The 21,289-nt window shown below is 42.8% G+C and carries 17 protein-coding genes and 2 tRNA genes; 9 read left to right on the top strand and 10 right to left on the bottom strand.

What is annotated here, in order from left to right; genetic code table 11:
• The first annotated feature begins 357 nt into the window (after positions 1-357).
• Together RMY32_RS08740 and RMY32_RS08745 are read left to right on the top strand one after the other, a co-directional pair.
• Positions 358-1,188, top strand: a complete 831-nt coding sequence (locus RMY32_RS08740) for a metallophosphoesterase (RefSeq protein ID WP_322709764.1) — start codon at positions 358-360, stop codon at positions 1,186-1,188.
• A gap of 219 nt (positions 1,189-1,407) precedes the next feature.
• A complete protein-coding gene (locus RMY32_RS08745; RefSeq protein WP_322709765.1) occupies positions 1,408-2,241 on the top strand; it encodes a metallophosphoesterase in 834 nt (277 codons plus the stop codon).
• 733 nt (positions 2,242-2,974) lie between these two features.
• Here the strand turns inward: RMY32_RS08745 and RMY32_RS08750 are convergent.
• The 3 genes from RMY32_RS08750 to RMY32_RS08760 form a co-directional block, all read right to left on the bottom strand.
• Complete coding sequence (locus RMY32_RS08750) at positions 2,975-3,736, bottom strand: hypothetical protein (RefSeq protein WP_322709766.1); 762 nt, start codon at positions 3,734-3,736, stop codon at positions 2,975-2,977.
• A gap of 316 nt (positions 3,737-4,052) precedes the next feature.
• The gene (locus RMY32_RS08755; protein WP_322709767.1) at positions 4,053-5,549 is read right to left on the bottom strand and encodes a DnaJ domain-containing protein; all 1,497 of its coding nucleotides are present in this window, start codon (positions 5,547-5,549) and stop codon (positions 4,053-4,055) included.
• Positions 5,550-5,662: 113 nt separating this feature from the next.
• Positions 5,663-6,274, bottom strand: coding sequence for a DnaJ domain-containing protein (locus RMY32_RS08760; RefSeq protein ID WP_322709769.1), 612 nt, complete (start codon positions 6,272-6,274; stop codon positions 5,663-5,665).
• 29 nt (positions 6,275-6,303) lie between these two features.
• Between RMY32_RS08760 and RMY32_RS08765 the strand changes: the two genes are divergently transcribed.
• The 5 genes from RMY32_RS08765 to trxA all read left to right on the top strand — a co-directional run bounded on the left by RMY32_RS08765 (position 6,304) and on the right by trxA (position 10,477).
• Positions 6,304-7,392, top strand: a complete 1,089-nt coding sequence (locus RMY32_RS08765) for a tocopherol cyclase family protein (RefSeq protein ID WP_322709770.1) — start codon at positions 6,304-6,306, stop codon at positions 7,390-7,392.
• Between the two features lie 33 nt (positions 7,393-7,425).
• Positions 7,426-7,499 (top strand) — tRNA-Arg (locus RMY32_RS08770).
• A gap of 409 nt (positions 7,500-7,908) precedes the next feature.
• On the top strand, positions 7,909-8,439 hold the full coding sequence (locus RMY32_RS08775) for a YdcF family protein (RefSeq protein ID WP_322709771.1): 531 nt from the start codon (positions 7,909-7,911) through the stop codon (positions 8,437-8,439).
• Positions 8,440-8,587: 148 nt separating this feature from the next.
• The gene (locus RMY32_RS08780) at positions 8,588-9,751 is read left to right on the top strand and encodes a GuaB3 family IMP dehydrogenase-related protein (RefSeq protein WP_322709772.1); all 1,164 of its coding nucleotides are present in this window, start codon (positions 8,588-8,590) and stop codon (positions 9,749-9,751) included.
• 402 nt (positions 9,752-10,153) lie between these two features.
• Positions 10,154-10,477: a thioredoxin gene (gene trxA / locus RMY32_RS08785; RefSeq protein WP_104909616.1), complete on the top strand. Its 324-nt coding sequence runs from the start codon at positions 10,154-10,156 to the stop codon at positions 10,475-10,477.
• A gap of 396 nt (positions 10,478-10,873) precedes the next feature.
• On the opposite strand, the gene RMY32_RS08790 is transcribed toward trxA, so the two are convergent.
• Positions 10,874-11,467 carry a MarC family protein gene (locus RMY32_RS08790; protein ID WP_322709774.1) on the bottom strand — a complete coding sequence of 198 codons (594 nt, stop codon included), beginning with the start codon at positions 11,465-11,467 and terminating at the stop codon, positions 10,874-10,876.
• Positions 11,468-11,677: 210 nt separating this feature from the next.
• Here RMY32_RS08790 and RMY32_RS08795 point away from each other — a divergent pair, with 210 nt between their 5' ends.
• On the top strand, positions 11,678-12,490 hold the full coding sequence (locus RMY32_RS08795) for a carbon-nitrogen hydrolase family protein (RefSeq protein WP_322667744.1): 813 nt from the start codon (positions 11,678-11,680) through the stop codon (positions 12,488-12,490).
• A gap of 284 nt (positions 12,491-12,774) precedes the next feature.
• Here RMY32_RS08795 and fba read toward each other — a convergent pair whose 3' ends face one another.
• The 4 genes from fba to pdhA form a co-directional block, all read right to left on the bottom strand.
• Positions 12,775-13,854, bottom strand: coding sequence for a class II fructose-bisphosphate aldolase (gene fba, locus RMY32_RS08800; RefSeq protein ID WP_322709775.1), 1,080 nt, complete (start codon positions 13,852-13,854; stop codon positions 12,775-12,777).
• A 330-nt stretch (positions 13,855-14,184) separates the two neighbouring features.
• Positions 14,185-14,256, bottom strand: a tRNA-Lys gene (locus RMY32_RS08805).
• Positions 14,257-14,317: 61 nt separating this feature from the next.
• On the bottom strand, positions 14,318-15,187 hold the full coding sequence (locus tag RMY32_RS08810; RefSeq protein WP_322709776.1) for an aldose epimerase: 870 nt from the start codon (positions 15,185-15,187) through the stop codon (positions 14,318-14,320).
• 100 nt (positions 15,188-15,287) lie between these two features.
• On the bottom strand, positions 15,288-16,322 hold the full coding sequence (gene pdhA / locus RMY32_RS08815; RefSeq protein WP_322709777.1) for a pyruvate dehydrogenase (acetyl-transferring) E1 component subunit alpha: 1,035 nt from the start codon (positions 16,320-16,322) through the stop codon (positions 15,288-15,290).
• A 765-nt stretch (positions 16,323-17,087) separates the two neighbouring features.
• Here pdhA and RMY32_RS08820 point away from each other — a divergent pair.
• Positions 17,088-19,379 carry an IMS domain-containing protein gene (locus RMY32_RS08820; protein ID WP_322709778.1) on the top strand — a complete coding sequence of 764 codons (2,292 nt, stop codon included), beginning with the start codon at positions 17,088-17,090 and terminating at the stop codon, positions 19,377-19,379.
• Positions 19,380-19,394: 15 nt separating this feature from the next.
• On the opposite strand, the gene dhaL is transcribed toward RMY32_RS08820, so the two are convergent.
• The gene (dhaL, locus tag RMY32_RS08825) at positions 19,395-20,024 is read right to left on the bottom strand and encodes a dihydroxyacetone kinase subunit DhaL (protein WP_322709780.1); all 630 of its coding nucleotides are present in this window, start codon (positions 20,022-20,024) and stop codon (positions 19,395-19,397) included.
• A gap of 46 nt (positions 20,025-20,070) precedes the next feature.
• Positions 20,071-21,147: a dihydroxyacetone kinase subunit DhaK gene (gene dhaK, locus RMY32_RS08830; RefSeq protein ID WP_322709781.1), complete on the bottom strand. Its 1,077-nt coding sequence runs from the start codon at positions 21,145-21,147 to the stop codon at positions 20,071-20,073.
• Positions 21,148-21,289: the final 142 nt, after the last annotated feature.

Below are 21,289 nucleotides of genomic sequence, written 5' to 3' on the forward strand. Positions count from 1 at the left end.
ATAAAGCTGCATAGAATTCGATCCCCCCTAACCCCCCTTAAAAAGGGGGGAACCGGAAAAACATCTATCAAAGTCCCCCTTTTCAAGGGGGATTTAGGGGGATCAAGATATGTGCAACTTCACATTAAATTGGTATTAGATGTTTTGGTTTAACGTGGTAGTATGTAATACAATATACTTTACCCAAATAAACTGACATAATTAACAGCAAAGTTACGTCTGATTTTAACTAAGTATAAATACACTAAAATATACAGTTTTCATAAAATTTCCAATAAGTTGCTCTGGTCGCTACACACAAACAGATAATGTTCAGTTAAGCTGTAAGCGCTATGATTGAGCTTTATTAAACGTTTTATGCATTGGTTGTTATCTGGGCCGTTGAGTACAGAAGCATTGACGGTTAACATTGCAGGGTTGCCTGCATCGTTACAAGGTAAAAAGCTGGTGCAGTTGTCAGATTTTCACTACGATGGTTTGCGGCTGTCGGAAGAGATGTTAGAAAAAGCGATCGCACTTACTAACGAAGCTGAACCAGATTTAATTCTATTAACTGGGGACTACGTAACTGACGATCCTACACCAATTCACCAACTGGTACTTCGACTCAAAAATCTGCAAAGTAGCAGTGGTATCTATGCTATCCTTGGCAATCACGATATTTATTACAAACAGGCAAAAGCCGAAGTTACAGAAGCCCTTACTAGTATTGGAATTCACGTCCTTTGGAACGAAATTGCCTATCCATTAGGAAAAGAATTACCACTCGTTGGACTGGCTGATTATTGGTCACGGGAGTTTCACCCCGCACCAGTTATGAACCAGCTAAACCCCGACACACCCTGCATCGTTTTATCCCATAACCCAGATACTGCGGAGATATTACAAGCATGGCGAGTCGATTTACAATTATCTGGTCATACTCACGGTGGTCAAATCTTGATTCCCGGAATTGGCCCTGCGGCGTTGTTTTACGAAAAGCTTGTAGAAAAAATACCCAGAAAAGTGCGGCGTCGAGTCCCATTTTTAGAAGAAAATGTTTCTGTAGTCAGACATTGGGAATGGGTGCAGGGTTTGCATCGGCTAGGAAAAAATCAACTATATGTAAATCGTGGTTTGGGAACTTACCTCCCAGGACGCTTATTTTGCCGCCCAGAAGTTACTATAATCACCCTACAAGGTGAGTAGTTAATTACCAAATTTAACAAAAAAGAACGCAATTTCAGCAGGTATTCTGGCTAATGAGTGCCTGCAAACTCAGGCATAACCTGCTACTTTCATCGCCAAAATTTAAATCAATGAATTAATTGTATCTGAAGTAGATGACATAAATTATTGCATTTTATCAAGTTATATTTTTATTTTTGGTAAGCTGTAAACGCTGGTATGAGGAGTATCGGTTAACTTATGCATTGGTTGTTTACGGGACATTTAAGAGTAGATAAAATAACGGTTAAGATTGCAGAACTTCCTGCATCTTTACAAGGTACAACATTAGTACAGTTGTCAGATTTTCATTACGATGGTTTGCGACTGTCGGAAGAGATGTTAGAAAAAGCGATCGCACTTACTAATGAAGCTGAACCAGATTTAATTCTATTAACTGGTGACTACGTAACTGACGATCCCACACCAATCCATCAATTGGTACTTCGACTCAAACATCTGCAAAGTCGCTGTGGTATGTACGCTGTACTTGGAAACCACGATATCTATTACAGCCACTCCAAAGCAGAAGTTACACAAGCGTTAACCAGCATTGGAGTACATGTGCTTTGGAATGAAATCGCCTATCCACTAGGAAAAGAATTACCATTGGTAGGACTAGCTGATTATTGGTCGCAGGAATTTTACCCCGCACCAGTGATGAATAAACTAGATTCGCTTACACCGCGAATCGTTTTATCTCATAACCCAGATACAGCCAAGATATTGCAACAATGGCGCGTAGATTTGCAACTATCTGGTCATACCCACGGTGGTCACATCGTCATTCCAGGCATTGGCCCTCTAGTACTCTATTACAAAAAGCTACTCAAACAAATTCCCAAAAAATTACGGCGTTGGGTAACATTTTCATTAGGAGACTGCTCGAAAGTAGTTCGATATTGGGAGTGGGCGCAAGGGTTTCACAAGGTGGAAGAAAATCAACTATATGTCAATCGTGGTTTAGGAACTTATAAACCAGGACGTTTATTTTGTCCGCCTGAAGTGACTGTAATTACTTTAATTGGTCATTAGTTATTGGGCATTGGGCACTTGTACTGAGCGGAGTCGAAGTATTGGGCATTGGGCATTGGGCATTGGTCATTGGGCATTGTTGGTTGGCGTTGCTGAATCAGAGTATGAATTGACATTTTTCGATATAAATAAACAATGTTTCTTTGCACCTTTGCGTGAGCCTAATTCATACTTTCAATCAGCAACGCCCATTGGTATAAATAAATGACAAAGGACAAAGGACAAATGACAAATGACAAATGACAGAAACCGCCTGAAGCTACGATGGGTAAATCTCAATAGCTTGGGGCGGTTTCTTGAAGATTGGAGAATTCAGAAATGACTAACTCAAAATAAGGTGGACAGTATTTGCGATCGCTTTACTCAGAATTGCACATCCTTAATATTCCAACTAGGCAGGCATTTTCTGGCTGTGCGTCTTAAAACCTCCAAAACGAACTCATTGAACTTAAGGCAAAAACACATTCAATGGATGTCACAACTTCAGAGCGATCGCAATAAGATTAGAGCAGGAGGCACAGGCTCTAACTTGAAAGTTTTTGTTTAACTTTTAACCTGTTTGTACCTTGGTCTTAATCTAGCATTGTGTTTGTTTAGCTACAAGACACCTTTACTAAACTTGAATCCCATTAATTTATCGCAACAATTCAGAAATATTGCTTAAAATTTGTCCCACTTGGTAATATTGGCATTCACGCCAACATTACCAAGTCGGCTGAAAGTTCAGAAGCCGTTATTGAGCAGAACCACCTGCGGCAGAAGAATCGCTATTAGATGTACTGTTTGACTTGTCTACTCCTTGAGGTGTAGTACTTTTAGAGGTGTCACTTTTTGTACCAGGAGCAACAGTATTAGTAGAACTATCGTTCTGCGAAGCCGGACTATTAGTAGTTGGACTCGTCACCGGACTTTGTGTCGCTTTCGGGGCTGGCTGGATTACAGAAGGTGCTTTTTCTGCCGCAGGCTGCTGGGGTGGAATAGTAATGTTAATATCCGGTTGGCGAGGTGCAGATGGAGGTGTAACTTGCTGTTGGGGAACAGTAACAGGAACAGGAACAGTAACAGGAACAGGGACTTCCTTAGTGGTTTCTTTGATTATTGTTTGTGGTTGAGGAGATGCACTGGGAGTTGGATTACTCTTACTGGGTACAGGAACCGCGACCGGCACAATATTGTTAACTGCTGCGTTATTCTGCTGGTTGAAGTACCAGACCCCACCTATAACCAAACCAAGCAAGGAAGTAATGATAATACCCAACAACAAACCACCACTAGCATTGTTTTCATCACGCTGGGCTAAATCTGCTTGCTGGTAGCTACGCTCAACATTTCGACCATGTACGTAACCGTTAGTGTAAGAGTTGGGATTAGTTGTATTGTTCTTAAGTGTTTCAGTGGTTCGTGTCAAGTCAGTATGAGTATTACCATTAATATCAGTGTAAGATTCTTGCCTAACTTCACTGTTTTTGATTTCGCGTTCATTGGGAATAGACATAGCCGTTGATTTAACTCCTCAGATACGATATTGACAAACTAAAGCTTTGTGAAAACAAGGGATTTTAATGAACTAAAAATATATGTTGCTGATAAAGATTGAGTCTTATTTGCTACTCAACTGTTGGTAATCTCAGAATAACCTCTGCGATTAAACAACTGGCTCTATCTCCAGGGAGTTAATACTTAATCTTTAGAGAGTTAATACTTAATCAAGAGAAAGAGTATCCCAAAGATAGATGTTATTAAACTGTCAGATGATGGTTTGATAAAAAATCTAGCAATTTACTAAAATCATCTAAATTTTTAATTTGTCGTTAAATATCGCAGCGCCAAAGCTTGGTTGTCATATCTCGACTACCACTAACTAAAGTTTTGCCATCAGGACTGAAAGCGACGGAGTTAACCCAATCTGAATGGTTATCCAAAGTGTAAAGTTCTTGTCCCGTGTTAACATCCCATATCTTCACAGTACAATCTGCACTACCACTAGCAAGATGCTGACCATCGGGACTAAAAGCGATTGCACAAATATAGCTGCGATGTCCAGCAAGAGTGTTAATTAGCTTACCTGTACTACTGTTCCATAGCTTGATAGTCTGGTCATAACTGCCACTAGCTAAAATTTGCCCATCAGGGTTAATAGCGACACACATCACCCAACCTGAATGTCCGTTGAGAGTTTGCAGCAGTTTGTTACTCTTCAAATTCCACAGCTTAATGGTATTATCCGCACCGCCACTGACAAAAATCTGTTGTTTTGGGCAAATAGCAAGGGAGTAAACTAAGCCAGAATGACCTTTGAGAACTTGCAATAATTGTCCCATCTCTATATGAGAAACCTTGATAGTAGTGTCTGTACCCCCACTTAGGATAGTCTGATCATCTGGACTAATGATTACAGAAAAAACTGGGGTTGAATGTACTTTGAGTGTCTTGAGTAATTTACCTGTAGATACTTGCCAAATGACTATGCTGCTGTCATCACTGCTACTAACCAGAGTTTGGCTATCTGGGCTAAAGACTAGGCATCTTACCCATTTTGTATGTTCAGTGAGAGTATGTAGTAATTTACCTGTGTCGAGGTGCCAAATCTTGATAGTATTGTCACTACTTCCACTAGCCAAAGTTTGCCCATCTGGACTGATTGCAGTTGTCAAAACCCAGTTCAGATGAGTCAGGGTGTGTACACATTTCCACGGTAAAGGTTGAGACTGTGATTCAGGTGCTGGCGGCGTTGGTGGCTTTGGCGGTTGCGATGTCGGTTGAGGTGGTGGTGGTGACGTTGGTGGCTTTGGCGGCGGCGATGTCGGTTTGGGTGGTGGTGGCTTTGGCGATGCTTTTTTCTGTTTCAGTTCTAGTTCTCTGGCATTTTTAATATCTGACTTGGCTCTATTTTCATATCCTAGTTTCGAGCAAGCAAGCCCTCGGTATTTGTAGGCTTCAAAGTAGTTGGGGTTGAGACGAATCGCTTGGGTAAAGTTTTCAATTGCTTCAGTATATTTTCCTTTTTGAGCTTTCTCCATACCCAGTTTGTAGAAACTTTCAGCATTGGATGGAGTGAAATCAATTTTGGTAGAAGTGGAAGCAGCTTGATTTGTCTCATTTGGCTGATAAGACTTTAATCTTGCATAAGCTTGATTGATTTCTTTGATTTTTTCTTCTGCTTCTAGCTTTTGCTGCGGTTCAAGAAAACAATCTGGATGCCAAGTCTTAGCCATCTGGCGGTAAGCTTGCTTGACTTCATCAGCAGATGCACCTGGTTTTAACCCAAGGATATCGTAAATATAATTTATATCGAAGCGATCGCTCATACTCAGAAATCAGCAGCAAATCTTACTACACTTAGTATTCCCAAGTATAAGTAGTATTTAACTCTAGTCTGGTGTTGCCGCCTAAAGTGTCTTAAACTATATTCTTCGCTTCTTTATCTCCAACGCCGATTTAGCCGCAGGAAACTTTTTATTCTCTGACAAAATCTTTCTACTAGAGGTCTAGGTTTTGATACATATCTAGGCGATCGCGATCTTTGGGTACTCCCCGGATTTCTTAACTCTTCTTCTATTTGTGCAGCTTTATTTAAATCTGAAGCGGCTCTATATTCGTATCCCAATTGTGAGCAAACTAGTCCACGATATTTATACGCGTCAATATAGTGAGGATTGAGACGAATTGCGTGGGTAAAATCTGCGATCGCATCCTCATATCTTCCTTGAGTAGCATTTTCTACTCCTAAAGTGTAGAAAGTTTCTGCATCCCAACGATTGACAGATACTTTTGGGGGATTTTTAGGCGAAGATGAAGATGGATTTTTAGAAATAGGAGGCTCAGATGGAATTTCGGATTTGAGCCTGTTGTAAGCTGCGTTGATTGATTTGATTTTTTCCTCAGCTTCCTGTTTTTGCCTTTGCTCGACAAAGCGATCGGGATGCCAAATTTTCACCAGTTTACGGTAAGTTCGCTTCACCTGTGCTTGAGAGGCACCGGGTTTCAGCCCAAGAATTTCATAAGCATCATTAATATCGAAGCGATCGCGCATACTGAAAAAATCGGCAATTAGATAAATCTATGTTAACTATTCCCCAAAATTCTCTCCAAACGCCCCATTCTGGTTATCACTGGGATGGCAGTAGCCGTCGCTTCTTTGAAGGCTGGTATTACCGCGTCACCTTGCCGGAAATTGGGCAAACATTTGCTTTTATGTACTCTATTGAAGATCCCATCGGCGGTAAACCTTACAGTGGCGGTGCAGTCCAAATCCTCGGCCCGGATGATGAGTATCTCTGCCGTACTTTTCCTGATGTCAACAAATTTTGGGGTAGTCGGGATGTTTTGGGTTTAGGTCATTGGGGTAAAAATAATTTGCAAGTTTCTCCCTTATACTTACTCCCAGCAGAGTTTGAGTATCACGTTCAAGAGGGATATCAAGCTACAGCCACCTTGAATCAGGGAATAATTCGCGATCGCGCCACCAATAATTATTGCCGCTGGCAGTATGAAATTCAACCAGTATACGGTTGGGGCAATCAAAATGGCATTCAGCAATCAACCGCAGGCTGGCTGTCATTCTTGCAGATTTTTGAACCTGGATGGCAAATTTTGATGGCTCACGGTTTAGCCAGTGGGAAGATTGACTGGAATGGCAAAATCTACGAATTCACTAACGCCCCAGCCTACGGCGAGAAAAATTGGGGTGGTGCTTTTCCTCAGAAATGGTTTTGGATAAACTGTAATTGCTTCGAGGGCGAACCCGACTTAGCATTAACTGCTGGTGGTGGACGGCGGGGTGTGTTGTGGTGGATGGAATCTGTAGCGATGATTGGACTGCACTATCAAGGCAAGTTTTATGAATTTGTTCCCTGGAATTCAAAAGTTGAGTGGGAAATTCAGCCTTGGGGTAGATGGCAAATGAAAGCTAGCAATTCTAGTTATGAAATCGAATTAACAGGAACCACAGATTTACCTGGTACACCTTTACGTGCCCCGACAGCAGAAGGTTTAAGATACTGTTGTCGGGATACTATGCAAGGAAAACTAAATTTAGAGCTACGAGAACTAAATGGCAGAAAATCTAAAGTAATTTTAAAAGCAAAAAGTTTTCTTTGTGGTTTAGAAGTAGGCGGTGGCTCTTGGGATAATTTTTGGCAGTCTACCTAAAACTACTGCTATAATTATATATGCTTCGCAGTTGGGGTTGTAGCTCAGTTGGATAGAGCGGACGCCTCCTAAGCGTCAGGTCGTGCGTTCAAGTCGCACCAGTCCCGTTAGCTTTAGACAATTCATATATACAGCAATTAATATGGTAAGAGCATTGCTGTACCGATAAAAGTGGTACGCCAGTTCTCACAAGTCGGGATATTTGCCCATGCGATTGGCTCCTGTATCCGTGCAATTGAGAATTACTATATAAAGTGGTTAAAACCCTTTGATGAATCGTCCGATATCGGTTAGGATAATCCATCAATTAGAGGAAAAACTCCAAGCACGCTTAATCGCGCTGTTACACAAAAACCAACCAAATTTATATTTTGGCAGAATTTGTGCAGATTCTTGGGAAGTTTGCTACTCTACTATCAATTGTTTTTTCTTATAGCCAGAGAAAATTGTGTACCAAGTAAATTAAGTTATTGAGCCTTGAATAAGCTACTCTTTACAAATAAATCTTTTCGTTTTATGGCTTTTGTCCTACCAATATTTATGTGGTGGGGATACAAAGAAGTACAAAACCAATTTGTGCAGCCGCAAGCAGTCGTAGTGTTAGGTGGTTCAACGAGACATTTAGAGCGAGAAAAATTTACAGCAAAATTCGTTAGCGAGCATCCAAATATACCGATTTGGATTACAGGCGGCAGTCCACGTACATTCACCCAAAGAGTGTTTACCAAAGCTGGTGTCGATCCTCAACGTTTACACTTGGATTATGAAGCAGTAGATACAGTTACTAATTTTACTACTTTGGTAGATGATTTGCAAGCTCGCGGCATTAAGAGCGTTTATTTGATTACTTCCGACTTCCACATGCGCCGGGCTTGTGTCATTGGCGAAATTATTTTGGGTAGTCGGGGTATTTATTTAAAACCAGTGCCAGTTCCTTCCGAAAAACCCCCTGAATCTATCGAAAAATCTATTCGTGATGGAGCTAGAGCGATAATTTGGTTAGCAACTGGTTACACTGGTGTGGATGCCGCTAAAAATAAACGGTAAATCAAACTGATTTTGGATTTTTAATCGGTCAAAATCCAAATGACTAATGACAACCGTCACTAGTCACTTATATGGTTAGGTAAAAAACGCCCCAAATTTCCCCACAATTTGATACCCTAGCTTAAACAGATTTGAGTAAAGTTAAAGCGTGGAAATTCAACTTGGGCGGGGAAAAACAGCTCGCAGAGCTTACGGAATAGATGAAATTGCTCTAGCCCCTGGTAATAGAACGCTAGACCCCAGTTTGGCAGATACTAAGTGGCGTATTGGCAATATTGAGCGAGAAATCCCGATCATTGCTAGTGCTATGGATGGCGTAGTAGATGTTCGTATGGCTGTACGTTTGTCACAGTTAGGAGCATTAGGTGTCCTCAATTTAGAGGGTATTCAAACTCGCTATGCTGACCCAGAGCCAATCTTAGATCGGATTGCCTCTGTGGGAAAAGATGAATTTGTTGCCCTGATGCAAGAACTCTATGCCGAACCAATAAAACCGGAATTAATTGAAAAACGTATTCAGGAAATTAAAGAACAAGGCGGCATTGCGGCGGTGAGTGCTACTCCAGCAGGAGCAAGCAAATACGGTGAGGCAGTGGCCAAAGCTGGGGCAGATTTATTTTTTGTGCAGGCTACGGTAGTCTCTACTGCACATTTATCACCAGAATCTTTAGTACCGCTTGATTTAGCAGAATTTTGTCGTTCGATGCCCATTCCTGTGGTGTTGGGCAATTGTGTAACTTACGAAGTCACGTTGAATTTGTTGAAAGCTGGGGCGGCTGGGGTACTGGTGGGAATTGGGCCTGGTGCGGCTTGTACTTCTCGTGGGGTATTGGGTGTTGGTGTGCCACAGGCAACTGCGATCGCAGATTGTGCCGCAGCACGAGATGATTACTATAACGAAACTGGCAACTATATCCCCATTATTGCTGATGGCGGTTTAATCACCGGTGGCGACATTTGCAAATGTATCGCCTGTGGTGCTGATGGTGTGATGATTGGCTCCCCCTTTGCCAGAGCTGCAGAAGCCCCTGGACGAGGTTATCATTGGGGTATGGCGACTCCTAGCCCAGTCTTGCCCCGTGGCACCCGCATTCGCGTTGCCACCACTGGTAGCCTAGAGCAAATACTCATTGGTCCAGCAGGACTAGATGATGGTACTCACAATCTTTTAGGAGCCTTAAAGACCAGCATGGGTACTTTAGGAGCCAAAAATATTAAAGAAATGCAGCAAGTGGAAGTTGTGATTGCACCTTCTTTATTAACCGAGGGCAAAGTTTACCAAAAAGCTCAACAATTAGGTATGGGGAAATAGAATTGGGGCATAGGGGATAGGGCATAAGGTATAGGGCATAAGGCATAGGGCATAGGGCATCGGTTATTAATTCTTCTTCCCCTGCTCCCCCTGCCTCCCCTGCCTCCCCTGCCTCCCCTGCTCTCTACTCCCCACTCCCAAATTCTTCAATAATTTTTCCAGCCCCTAAACAATTGCTGGAAAAATCCGATATGTCGCTTACAATAGAGATAGCGGAGACGCATGTTTCCGTTCACTCCTCACACCACACTCCGCCCGGACTACTGTTCGGGCGGTTCCTTATGTTTGTAAATAAAATAAGAGAGCTTCTTTGCAAATGTACATCCTCGCATTCCCAAGCTGAGGTTTTTGCTATGGTAGAATTTTCACCAAGTTCAGATATTATTGGCGAAGGTTTTAGGCATGTCAACAGCCGCACAAGTTACCGATTCTAGTTTCAAGCAAGAAGTACTCGACAGCGATGTACCAGTTTTAGTTGACTTTTGGGCACCCTGGTGCGGACCATGCCGTATGGTAGCTCCTGTTGTCGATGAAATCTCCGAACAGTACAAAGGTCAAATAAAGGTCGTAAAAGTCAACACAGATGAAAATCCGAATGTTGCTAGTCAGTACGGCATCCGCAGCATTCCCACATTAATGATTTTTAAGGGTGGGCAAAAAGTGGATATGGTGGTCGGCGCTGTGCCTAAAACTACATTAGCTTCCACTCTCGAAAAGCATCTTTGAAACTCAATCGGTAATAAAATCCTCTTGAGTTATCCATTTTGTTCTAACTTTAAGTTAATTTTCATAAACAAGTTTGAGAGCCGCGAATTTCTCGTTTCTCAAACTTGTTTACATTTGTATACAGTTTTTAAAAATTTTAACGTGAGTTCGACAAGCCCTTTTTTGATCGAAGACAAAAAGGATACAGAGCAACTAAATTTATTTATGGGGATTTTATACCGTAAATTTTGAATTTTGAATTCCCCCTTCGCGTAGCGTCCCGTAGGGAAGGGGTTGACCTCTCCCCCAACCCCTCTCCGTGTCGGAGAGAAAAGCCAAAACCCTAATTTCTGGTTGCTCCTCCCTTTCCCCGTGGGGGGGAGAGGTTCATCGAACTCGCGTTATTTTAGGAGTTTTCTAGCTCAAAAACAACTCCCTAATTCCCGTACTACCAATTTCCACCGCTAGCGCCGCCAACAGAAAACCCAAAAGTTGAGTCACAATTACTCCACCTTCTGCACCAATCCACTGGTCAATCATATTTGCTAAACGCAAAATCAACCAAGTGATAAACATTGCCCCTAAGATACCCACTACCACAGCAATATGCGGACTTTGTGATTTCGACATCAGCAACATTACCGTCGTCAAAGTCCCGGGCCCTGCTAGCAGCGGTAAAGCTAGTGGAGTAATTGCGACATCGCGTCCTTCTTCAAGAATTGGCTGGTCTAATTCTCCCCGCAGCATTTGCAAAGCAATTAACAGCAACAATATTCCTCCTGCTATTTGCAAAGAGCCGATACTGATTTCCAAGTAATTTAAAATTATTTGCCCTGCAAAGGCAAATAGCAAAAGAACTGCGATCGCAATGATAATTGCTTTATCTATAACTTTGTTTCTTTGGTCTGGCATCATGCCCTTAGTCAAAACTAAAACAATCGGTATATTGCCCACAGCATCCGCCAAGACAAACACAGCGATAAATGTTTGAATGAGAATAGAAATATCCACAGTAGACAGTTTTTATCAGGGTTTGATCGCAATCTAATCTTTATCTTGCTCAGTTTACTACAACCCAGAGGAAGATTAAGATCGGCAATAAAACAAGTCTGTTAAAGAAAATCTTGGCTGATGAATTTCTAATTAAGTTCCACAGATTTGGAAGTAGCGATATATTTTGATAATCTATCTTCCATAAATCAACTATTCATTGTTGAATCTATGAAGTCTTATTTAGCCGCCGCTATTCAATTGACCAGTGTGCCCGATTTACACAAAAATTTGGCGCAGGCAGAAGAATTAATAGAGCTTGCCGTGCGTCAAGGTGCTGAATTGGTAGGTTTGCCAGAAAACTTTTCCTATATGGGAGAAGAAAAAGATAAACTCGCACAAGGTGATGCGATCGCTCTTGAAAGTGAAAAATTCCTCAAAAAAATGGCTCAACGCTTTCAAATTACCATCTTGGGCGGCAGCTTTCCACTTCCTGTAGATAATACAGGCAAAGTTTATAACACTACTCTACTCATCGACCCCAGCGGTCAAGAGCTTGCGCGCTACTACAAAGTCCACCTATTTGATGTTAATGTCCCTGACGGCAACACCTACCGCGAATCCAGCACGGTTGTGGCAGGTACGCAATTACCCCCCGTCCATTTCTCAGAAAAGCTCGGTAATTTAGGGCTTTCTATTTGTTATGATGTCCGCTTCCCAGAACTGTATCGTCATCTGGCAGATAAGGGAGCCGATATTATCTTTATTCCCGCCGCCTTTACCGCCTTTACAGGTAAAGACCACTGGCAAGTACTACTACAAGCCAGAGCCATCGAAAATACCGCCTACGTCATTGCTCCCGCCCAAACGGGGAATAACTACGCCCGTCGTCTAACCCACGGTCACGCGGTCATTATCGACCCTTGGGGTGTCATTTTAGCCGATGCTGGAGAAAAACCAGGAATTGCGATCGCAGAAATCAAGCCCACTAGACTAGAGCAAGTCCGGCGTCAAATGCCATCTTTACAGCATCGCGTGTTCTAAGGAGTAGAGAGCAGGGGAGGCAGGGGAGGCAGGGGAGCAGAGGAGCAGAGGAGCAGGGGAGTGAGGGAGTGAGGGAGTGAGGGAGTGAGAGACAAGAATTAATAACCAATGTCCAATGCCCAATACCCAATGCCCAATACCCAATACCCAATGCCCAATGCCCCATTCCCAACCCTGATGAATAAAACAAAAAACCGGGTGTTTACCCGGTTTCTGACAACATTAAAATCCTCAGTTTTTTAGCAGCATCGGAAAACTATGCTGCTATTTATTTGCTGTCAAAATTAAACTTTAGCAGCTGATTTGGTAATAACGTTAAGTTCACCTTTAGCATACTTAGCAGCAAAATCTTCCAAAGAAATTTGCTTAATCTTGCTTGCATTGCCAGCTGTGCCAAATTGCTGATAGCGTTCAGCACAAACCTTTTGCATGTATGTAATGGAAGGCTTGAGGAAGTGACGGGGATCAAACTCCTCTGGCTTTTTAGCCAAAGCTTCACGTACAGCAGCAGTAATAGCCAAACGGTTGTCGGTGTCGATGTTTACTTTACGTACACCACTCTTGATGCCTTTTTGGATTTCTTCTACAGGTACACCGTAGGTTTCAGGAATTGCACCACCATATTGGTTAATCAGTGCAAGCAAATCTTCAGGCACAGAAGAAGAACCGTGCATTACCAAGTGGGTGTTAGGCAAACGGCGGTGAATTTCTTCAATGCGGCTGATAGCCAAAATTTCGCCAGTCGGCTTGCGAGTAAACTTGTAAGCACCGTGGCTTGTGCCAATGGCAACAGCCAAAGCATCTACTTGAGTTGCTTCTACGAAGTCAACAGCTTCATCGGGGTCGGTTAGCAATTGGGAGTGGTCGAGTGTACCTTCAAACCCGTGACCATCTTCAGCTTCACCAGCACCAGTTTCTAGAGAACCCAAACAACCGAGTTCACCTTCAACGCTGACACCCAAGGCATGAGCTACATTTACAACTTCGCGGGTAACACTAACGTTGTACTCGAAGCTAGCGGGAGTTTTTGCATCAGCTTCTAAAGAACCATCCATCATCACGCTGGTGAAGTTGTTCTTAATTGCTGAGTAGCAGGTAGCAGGCGCATTACCATGATCTTGGTGCATGACAATGGGAATGTGAGGATAGGTTTCTACCGCTGCCAAAATCAGGTGGCGGAGAAAGTTTTCTCCTGCATAATTACGAGCGCCGCGTGAAGCTTGTAAAATTACGGGGCTATCTGTCTCGACAGCAGCTTTCAGGATCGCCTGAATCTGCTCCAAATTGTTAACGTTGAAAGCTGGGATGCCGTAACCGTTTTCAGCTGCGTGATCCAACAGCAGCCGCAGTGGTACAAGCGCCATAGATAGTCCTCCTAATGTGGTTGTCAGCTAGTCGGTCTGAGAGAAGCGCAATCATTACGCTAAATCTTAAGAGTTTTTTCAACTTACTTATAGGAAATTATAACTAGTGTGGTGTATCTATGTTGAAAAAGTTTACGCCATAGTTATTATAAATATGTTCTATACTTGTTCTCTACTGCTGTACTATGCCCTATAGTTGCTCTGTACTGCTGTACATTTAGCTACCCTAGAATTAGTAGCTCTGGTAGCTTATTATCCCAAATGCTTGTTTGTGCGTGCAATTACAAAGAGGAGCGATCGCTTCTTTACATCATTTAATAAACTTTTATATGGGTCGCCCGGGATTCGAACCCGGAACTAATCGGTTAAAAGCCGAGTACTCTACCGTTGAGTTAGCGACCCTTTCGCTACATTTCGCAACTTTGCCATCATAGCATACACATCTGTAGATTTGTAAAGGGGTTTAGAAAAAATTGGCAGTAAACCTTACAGATGCTGTATGACTAGCTCCTGGTGCTAACACAGTCAGGTTATCGCCAGTATTGAGAGAGTTACGAGTGGCACTCCACGGTTCTATACAGTAGAATTCTTTGCCTTTGACTGTCCAAAATACTAGGTAGGTAGAGAAATTATCATAATCCAAAGTGAGTTTTAACTTCCGGCTGCGGTTTATTGCAGTGGCCGATTGACTTGTTAGCTGTCCAAAGGCAAAATCAATTTCATCACGGCTAAAGTCAAAATTGCCGTCAAAAGAGTGAATTTCTTTAGTTTGATTATCTTGATACTGCTTAGAAGGAATTTCTACCTCTAACTGAGTTTTATCACCACACAGAAAGTAGGGATGGAAACCAGCCGAAAAGGGCATTGGTCTAGATGATAAGTTTTTATACTGCTGGCGGACTTCTAAGGTATTACCTTGAAGTTCGTAGGTGAAAGCCAGCTGAAAATCAAAAGGATACACAGCCTTAGTTTGCTCGTTGCTATCAAGAACGACAGTGAGACTAGCTTTATCTTTAGTTTCTTGTGCTGTTACTTTCCACGGCAATTCACGAGCGAAACCGTGTTGCTTGAGAGTATATTTTTGACCGTTGTAAATGTAAGTATTATCTGGTAGATTACCACAAATAGGAAACAAAATTGGATTCCCACCTCTGACACTCAACTCAGGATGAGTAAAGCGTTCAGTATCTAGGTAGAAAACTTCTTGCCCTTGAATGCGCCAACGGCTTATGATACCGCCGCGTTCTGGTACGACTTCCAACTGAGAACCAGCGCCTTCGTCAGAAAGAATATAAGTCTTGTACTGTTGCTGTTGAACTGCAATGCTAAACACAAGTTTTAGTCCTGGGTAAGGTGGAGTGCTGAGTACCTAGTGCTGAGTCCTGAGTAAAATAAAAAGTACTCAGCACTCAGCACTCATAACTCAGCACTGTTTATTCGTCTTCTGCAAACACGAAACGATATAACTCGCTGGGGTCTGGTTCGGGGCTGCTTTCGGCGAATTTAACTGCTTCGTCGATTACATCCTGAATTTTACGATCGATTGCTTTAATTTCTCCCTCATTCGCCAGGTTTTGCTCAACCAAATAAGCTGCCAACTTTTTAATTGGGTCGCGGGCGAACCAAAATTCTTTCTCCGCTTTGCTCCGCATTTCATCTGGGTCAGCCAAGGAGTGACCCCGGAAGCGGTAGGTAAGCGCCTCAATTAATGTTGGCCCTTCACCTGCGCGGGCACGGGCTACAGCTTCTTGAGCCACGGCTCGAACTGCTAGTACATCCATGCCATCTACTTCCACGCCCACCATGTTAAACACACTGGCTTTTTTATAAATCTCTGGCTGGGAAGTCGCTCGTTCGTGAGACATCCCAATGGCCCACTTATTATTTTCGACTACAAACAGAATTGGCAGTTTCCATAAAGCTGCCATATTTAGCGTCTCGAAAAACTGACCGTTATTAGCTGCACCATCGCCAAAAAAGCAAGCTGTCACTTGGTCAGCGTTTTTATCTCCCAGCACTTCGCGGCGATATTTGGTTTGAAAAGCCGCCCCAGCTGCTACAGGAATTCCCTCAGCCACAAAAGCATAGCCACCCAACAAGCGATGTTCGGCAGAAAACATGTGCATGGAACCACCGCGCCCTTTGCTGCAACCTGTGGCTTTACCAAATAATTCTGCCATTACCTCTTTTGCTGGTACACCGGCACTGAGAGCATGAACGTGGTCGCGGTAAGTACTACAAACGTAATCTTCACCCGGTCGCATTGACTGCACAACACCGCTGCAAACGGCTTCTTGACCGTTGTACAAATGGACAAAACCAAACATTTTGCCCCTGTAGTACATTTCAGCGCACTTGTCTTCAAACAAGCGCCCTAACACCATATCCTCATACAACCGTAACCCTTCTTCTTTTGTAATTTGCGTAGTAGCAGGATTAAAAGTGGGTAAAGTACGCTCTTGAACCATTATTTTTGAGTATCCCTGTTGTACAACTTAAAGTTACGGTCTTAAATAAGTTGGTCTGATAACACCTCAGCTTTTAACAGGCTAGCGTTTGTAAGACTCAACAATCAAACTTTATTTATGCACCAAAAAAGGGTCTTAGGGAATAGCTGAATTTTTAATTTTTGATTTTTAACTTTTCAGCTCATGCCCTGTGAGGATTTGACTCTAAGGGCAATATCTAGCGCTTTCGGTTTTCTCCCTCACTATTTCCCTTCACAGACTAGCAATCAAGATAGACTGCTTTCTGCATATCCATTAACAATTTAAAAAAAAGCAGGCAAAAATCTATAATACCGAAATAGGTAATTGTAATGAAGGGTAAATTATGATATAGTTTTTGTCTCCTGTTATCAGGGTAAAATCCCCAATAGTGGTATTTTTGTTACTGCTTGTGGGAAAGTACCAAAAAAATCAATCATCAATAGATTCTTCCAGCCACAACAATTATGCCGTGATTAAAAGCGGTAGTTGTGGTTTGTGGTATCGAAGGCTGATAATAGTTGTGTTAAACAAAAATACTAAGAATTAAAACAAACAATTGAGGCTTTCTAGGCGAAAGCAAAAAATTAGTACTAAAATGTGACTCAAAATTTCGGGAAGATACAAAACAAGTTGTTGCAATATACACTTGTAGAGTAAATTCTATACGGCATTTTTATGGCACGGTTTTACGGCCTGGAACGCTCTAGGTAAATTATGTTGATCGCGGTGCAGGGGAAGTAGGCTGTGCGAATTCCGCTAGATTACTACCGAATTTTAGGACTACCGTTAGCGGCAAGTGATGAACAATTGCGACAGGCATACAGCGATCGCATTGTACAATTGCCGCGACGTGAGTATTCTCAGGCAGCAATTTCTTCTCGTAAACAACTCATAGAAGAAGCTTACGTGGTTTTATCAGATCCAAAACAACGCAGTACCTACGATCATCTCTATCTTGCCCACGCCTACGATCCTGATAACCTTGCTGCTGCCGCAGTAGCACTGGAAAATCCTCCAGAAAGCACCAAAAGGGGTAGTGATACCCAGAGTCTGGGTATCGAAATTACTCAAGACGAATTAGTAGGTGCTTTATTAATTTTGCAAGAGTTGGGGGAATACGAACTTGTACTAAAACTAGGTCGTCCGTATCTGGTAAATAAAAATAATGCTACAAGTGCAAGAAAGGGTAATAATTTAGCAGAGGAAGAAATAGACAAAAGTGCTGAATACCCAGATGTTGTTCTGACTGTTGCCCTTGCTTGTCTAGAATTAGGTCGCGAACAGTGGCAACAAGGTCACTATGAAAATGCCGCCATATCCCTAGAAACTGGTCAAGAACTGTTAGTACGCGAAGGGTTGTTCGCCAGTGTCCAGGCCGAAATTCAGGCGGATCTTTATAAATTGCGGCCATATCGAATTTTAGAGTTGCTGGCACTACCTCAAGAAAAGACTGCCGAACGAAGCCAAGGTTTGGAATTATTACAAAATCTTTTAGAAGATCGTGGCGGGATTGATGGCACAAACAATGATGATTCTGGTTTAAACATAGATGACTTTCTGCGTTTTATCCAGCAGCTACGCAATCACTTAACAGTCGCCGAACAGCACAAGTTATTTGAAGCCCAAAGCAAACGTCCTTCTGCTGTTGCCACTTACTTAGCTGTTTATGCCTTAATAGCGCGGGGATTTGCTCAACGGCAACCTGCTTTAATTCGTCAAGCAAGGCAAATGCTCATGCGTCTGGCCAAACGCCAAGATGTACATTTAGAACAGTCGTTATGTGCTTTACTTTTGGGACAAACTGAAGAAGCAACTCGGGTTTTAGAACTTAGTCAGGAGTACGAAGCTTTAGCTTTTATTAGAGAAAAATCTCAAGACTCTCCAGATTTGTTACCAGGGCTATGTCTATATGCAGAACAGTGGTTGCAACACGAAGTATTTCCCCATTTTCGAGATTTAGCAAACCAGCAAGCTTTTCTAAAAGATTACTTTGCTAACCAACAGGTACAAGCTTATTTAGAAGCACTGCCAACGGATGCAGAAACAACTAATGAGTGGACTGTAATTAACCCCCAAAATTTTCCTCAGCCGCAGACAAATAATTCGCCTTTCCCTAAGAATTCAACTAAAACTCCAACGCAATTTAACCACAGCAGAACACCTGACTTAAATTTGCCAGACACACCAGAATATTCAAATTTCTCACCACCTACGTGGAATTCATCTGAAAGTGTAAAATCAGAGGTTCCTGCTGCTGAACGAACGAGCAGAGGCACTAATGAGCATTTGAACGGTTCAGCTAAAAGTGCTACACCTGCTCCTAACCAAAAGCGTCGACGGAGAAAACCGACTTCATCTCCTATCCGAGAGCGTTTACCGGACAATCGCCTCCATTCTCGTCGTCCTCGGCGGCGGCGAACTTTTGCTAACACCATTGAAGGAAAAACCCGGCTGGTATGGAGAGTGTTTATTTCTTTAGTGAGTATTTTAGTTTTCTGGGTGTTAGCCACAACAGCTTTTGGATGGTTAAAAAATCTGTTTTTTCCGACACGACCTGCACCTGTTTCACAGTTGTTTCTACAAATAAATCAACCACCAATATCTATTCCCCCTCCAAATAGTCCACCACAAGGACTAGATGGCCCTTTAACAAATACTGCGGCAGAGGAAATCATTCGCACTTGGCTATCTACTAAAGCCGAAGCTTTAGGGCCGAATCATGAGATTGATAACTTAGAGCAGATTTTAACTGGTTCGGCTTTGTCTCAATGGCAGCTGATTGCTCAACAGGCTAGCTCAGACAACCGCTACCGCAAGTACGAGCATAGCGTAAAGGTGGAATCTGTAGAGAAAATTGATTTATTCGCAGATCGTGCCGCAGTGGTAGCTACGGTGAAGGAAGCGACGCAGTTATATGAAAATGGTCAGTTTAAAAACTCTTCTAACGAGAATTTGCGAGTTCGCTATGATTTGATTCGACAACGAGGTAAATGGCGTATTCAGAGTACATCTGTTGTGAATCAGATAATTCGATAAATTAAGTTGTAATGGTTAGGTTTCCAATACCCCTAACAAACTCTTCAACATCAAGTAAGCAGAAGTTCCTCCTGGATCTGGATGTCCAATACTCCGTTCCCCCAGGTAGCTAGCCCGTCCCTTTTTCGCCTGCATTGGTATGGTTTCTTGTAACCCTTTGTGGGCTGCTACTACAGCCTGTTGCATAGCTTCCAGCGTTCCCTTACTTTCTTCTACAGCTTGCCCAAAAGTGGCTACAGCCGGAGACAGCACATCTACCATTGTTTTATCTCCTAGTTGCGCTTTACCACGTTGCAGCACACCGTCTAAACCTGCTTGCAGTAGTCCTAAAACATCTTGTTCTGTTAATTCTTGCTTACCAACTACTGCTGTACTGGCTCGTAAAAACCAAGTGCCATAAAGAGGGCCACTAGCACCGCCAATAGAAGAAATTAAGGTCATACTCACAGCTTTGAGAATGCTGCTGATGTCCTTGTCTGTAAGAGTTGGTAACTGAGCGCTTACCTTTTTGAAGCCGCGATCCATATTGATCCCGTGATCGGCATCTCCGATCGCAGCATCTAATTCTGTCAAATATGCTTTATTCTGCTCTATCTCGGTTGCATAAGCCTGCAACCACTGTAATATCTGCGACTGACTTAACATAATTCGTAATGACGCTCGAATACTCGCTAACGCTACGCTAACGTAATTATGAAATTCCCCAGCGCCAACTCGGCGTTTTGACTGGTGCATCCCATAGGCGGATCGTCTCATCATCTAATTTCAGCAAGGTAATGGAGCAACCTTGCATTTCTAAAGATGTGATGTAAGGGCCTATCAAGTTTCGCACAATTTGCAATCCTTGCTGTTCGCAGATTTGGGCGAGTTTGCGATAAACAATATACAGCTCAGAAATCGGAGTTCCACCCATACTATTGACAAAAGCTAATAAGCGATCGCCTTTGGCAAATGGTAGACTTGTCAGTTCTACATCTACCCATTCTCCTTTGTCTTCGTCCCATTCGCGGAGCGTACGGGTGTATGCTGCATCCTCAATGAGCGATCGCGTTAAAATTTCGGTAATCTCATCTACTGATTTTATGCTTGTGCGTTCTGTTCCTGGTTCACCGTGAATACCGATACCTAATTCAATTTCGCGATCGCTCAATTCAAATGTCGGCGTTCCATTCGCGGGCACTGTACAAGATGTTAGAGCAATTCCCATACTCCGCCCATTCAAATTTACTCGGCGACACAAATTTGCTATTTGTGCCAAATCATACCCTGCCTCAGCCGCTGCACCACAAATTTTCTCCGCCAGTATTGTTGTTCCCACACCCCGGCGTCCTTGGGTATAGAGACTGTCTTTCACTGCTACATCGTCATCAATCAAAATATTTAGCGATCGAATGCCCTCACTACGGGCTAACTCTGTTGCCATTTCAAAGTTCATCACATCGCCACTGTAATTTTTGACGATATAAAGGATACCAGAGCCTCCATCTACAAGCTTTGCTGCTTCTAGCATTTGGTCGGGAGTTGGTGAAGTGAAAACCTGACCAGGACAAGCTGCATCCAGCATTCCTTTGCCCACGAAGCCAGCGTGCATTGGTTCATGTCCACTGCCACCACCTGAAATAATTGCTACTTTACCGGGAATAGGTGCATTGGCTCGATAGACAAAGACAGGATCGTAGTTCAGTTTAATTAAATCGGAATGAGCCGCCGCCATACCTTCTAGACTTTCTTGCACAAAGTCTTCTGGCTTGTTGATCAGCTTTTTCATAATCCGTATTTGGTTAAAAGGGTGCTAAAACCCAGGTTATAGCGCTTTTGGTTTGTATGCAATAGAGGCTAACCTCTCTCTAAATCTCTCTCCTCTTAGGAGAGAGACTTTGAAATTTCCCCCTTCCCGCCACGGGTTGGGG

It is taken from the genome of Nostoc sp. ChiSLP03a, assembly GCF_034531215.2.
Taxonomy (GTDB): Bacteria; Cyanobacteriota; Cyanobacteriia; order Cyanobacteriales; family Nostocaceae; genus Nostoc.

What these genes read in the sequence shown, in the direction of transcription:
- RMY32_RS08795 (WP_322667744.1), top strand. Translation starts at nt 11,678, where the DNA reads ATGAAGTCTTATTTAGCCGCCGCTATTCAATTGACCAGTGTGCCCGAT.
- dhaK (WP_322709781.1), bottom strand. Translation starts at nt 21,147, where the DNA reads ATGAAAAAGCTGATCAACAAGCCAGAAGACTTTGTGCAAGAAAGTCTA.
- fba (WP_322709775.1), bottom strand. Translation starts at nt 13,854, where the DNA reads ATGGCGCTTGTACCACTGCGGCTGCTGTTGGATCACGCAGCTGAAAAC.
- RMY32_RS08765 (WP_322709770.1), top strand. Translation starts at nt 6,304, where the DNA reads ATGTTAACTATTCCCCAAAATTCTCTCCAAACGCCCCATTCTGGTTAT.
- RMY32_RS08750 (WP_322709766.1), bottom strand. Translation starts at nt 3,736, where the DNA reads ATGTCTATTCCCAATGAACGCGAAATCAAAAACAGTGAAGTTAGGCAA.
- RMY32_RS08755 (WP_322709767.1), bottom strand. Translation starts at nt 5,549, where the DNA reads ATGAGCGATCGCTTCGATATAAATTATATTTACGATATCCTTGGGTTA.
- pdhA (WP_322709777.1), bottom strand. Translation starts at nt 16,322, where the DNA reads ATGGTTCAAGAGCGTACTTTACCCACTTTTAATCCTGCTACTACGCAA.
- RMY32_RS08760 (WP_322709769.1), bottom strand. Translation starts at nt 6,274, where the DNA reads ATGCGCGATCGCTTCGATATTAATGATGCTTATGAAATTCTTGGGCTG.
- RMY32_RS08745 (WP_322709765.1), top strand. Translation starts at nt 1,408, where the DNA reads ATGCATTGGTTGTTTACGGGACATTTAAGAGTAGATAAAATAACGGTT.
- RMY32_RS08775 (WP_322709771.1), top strand. Translation starts at nt 7,909, where the DNA reads ATGGCTTTTGTCCTACCAATATTTATGTGGTGGGGATACAAAGAAGTA.
- dhaL (WP_322709780.1), bottom strand. Translation starts at nt 20,024, where the DNA reads ATGTTAAGTCAGTCGCAGATATTACAGTGGTTGCAGGCTTATGCAACC.
- RMY32_RS08740 (WP_322709764.1), top strand. Translation starts at nt 358, where the DNA reads ATGCATTGGTTGTTATCTGGGCCGTTGAGTACAGAAGCATTGACGGTT.
- trxA (WP_104909616.1), top strand. Translation starts at nt 10,154, where the DNA reads ATGTCAACAGCCGCACAAGTTACCGATTCTAGTTTCAAGCAAGAAGTA.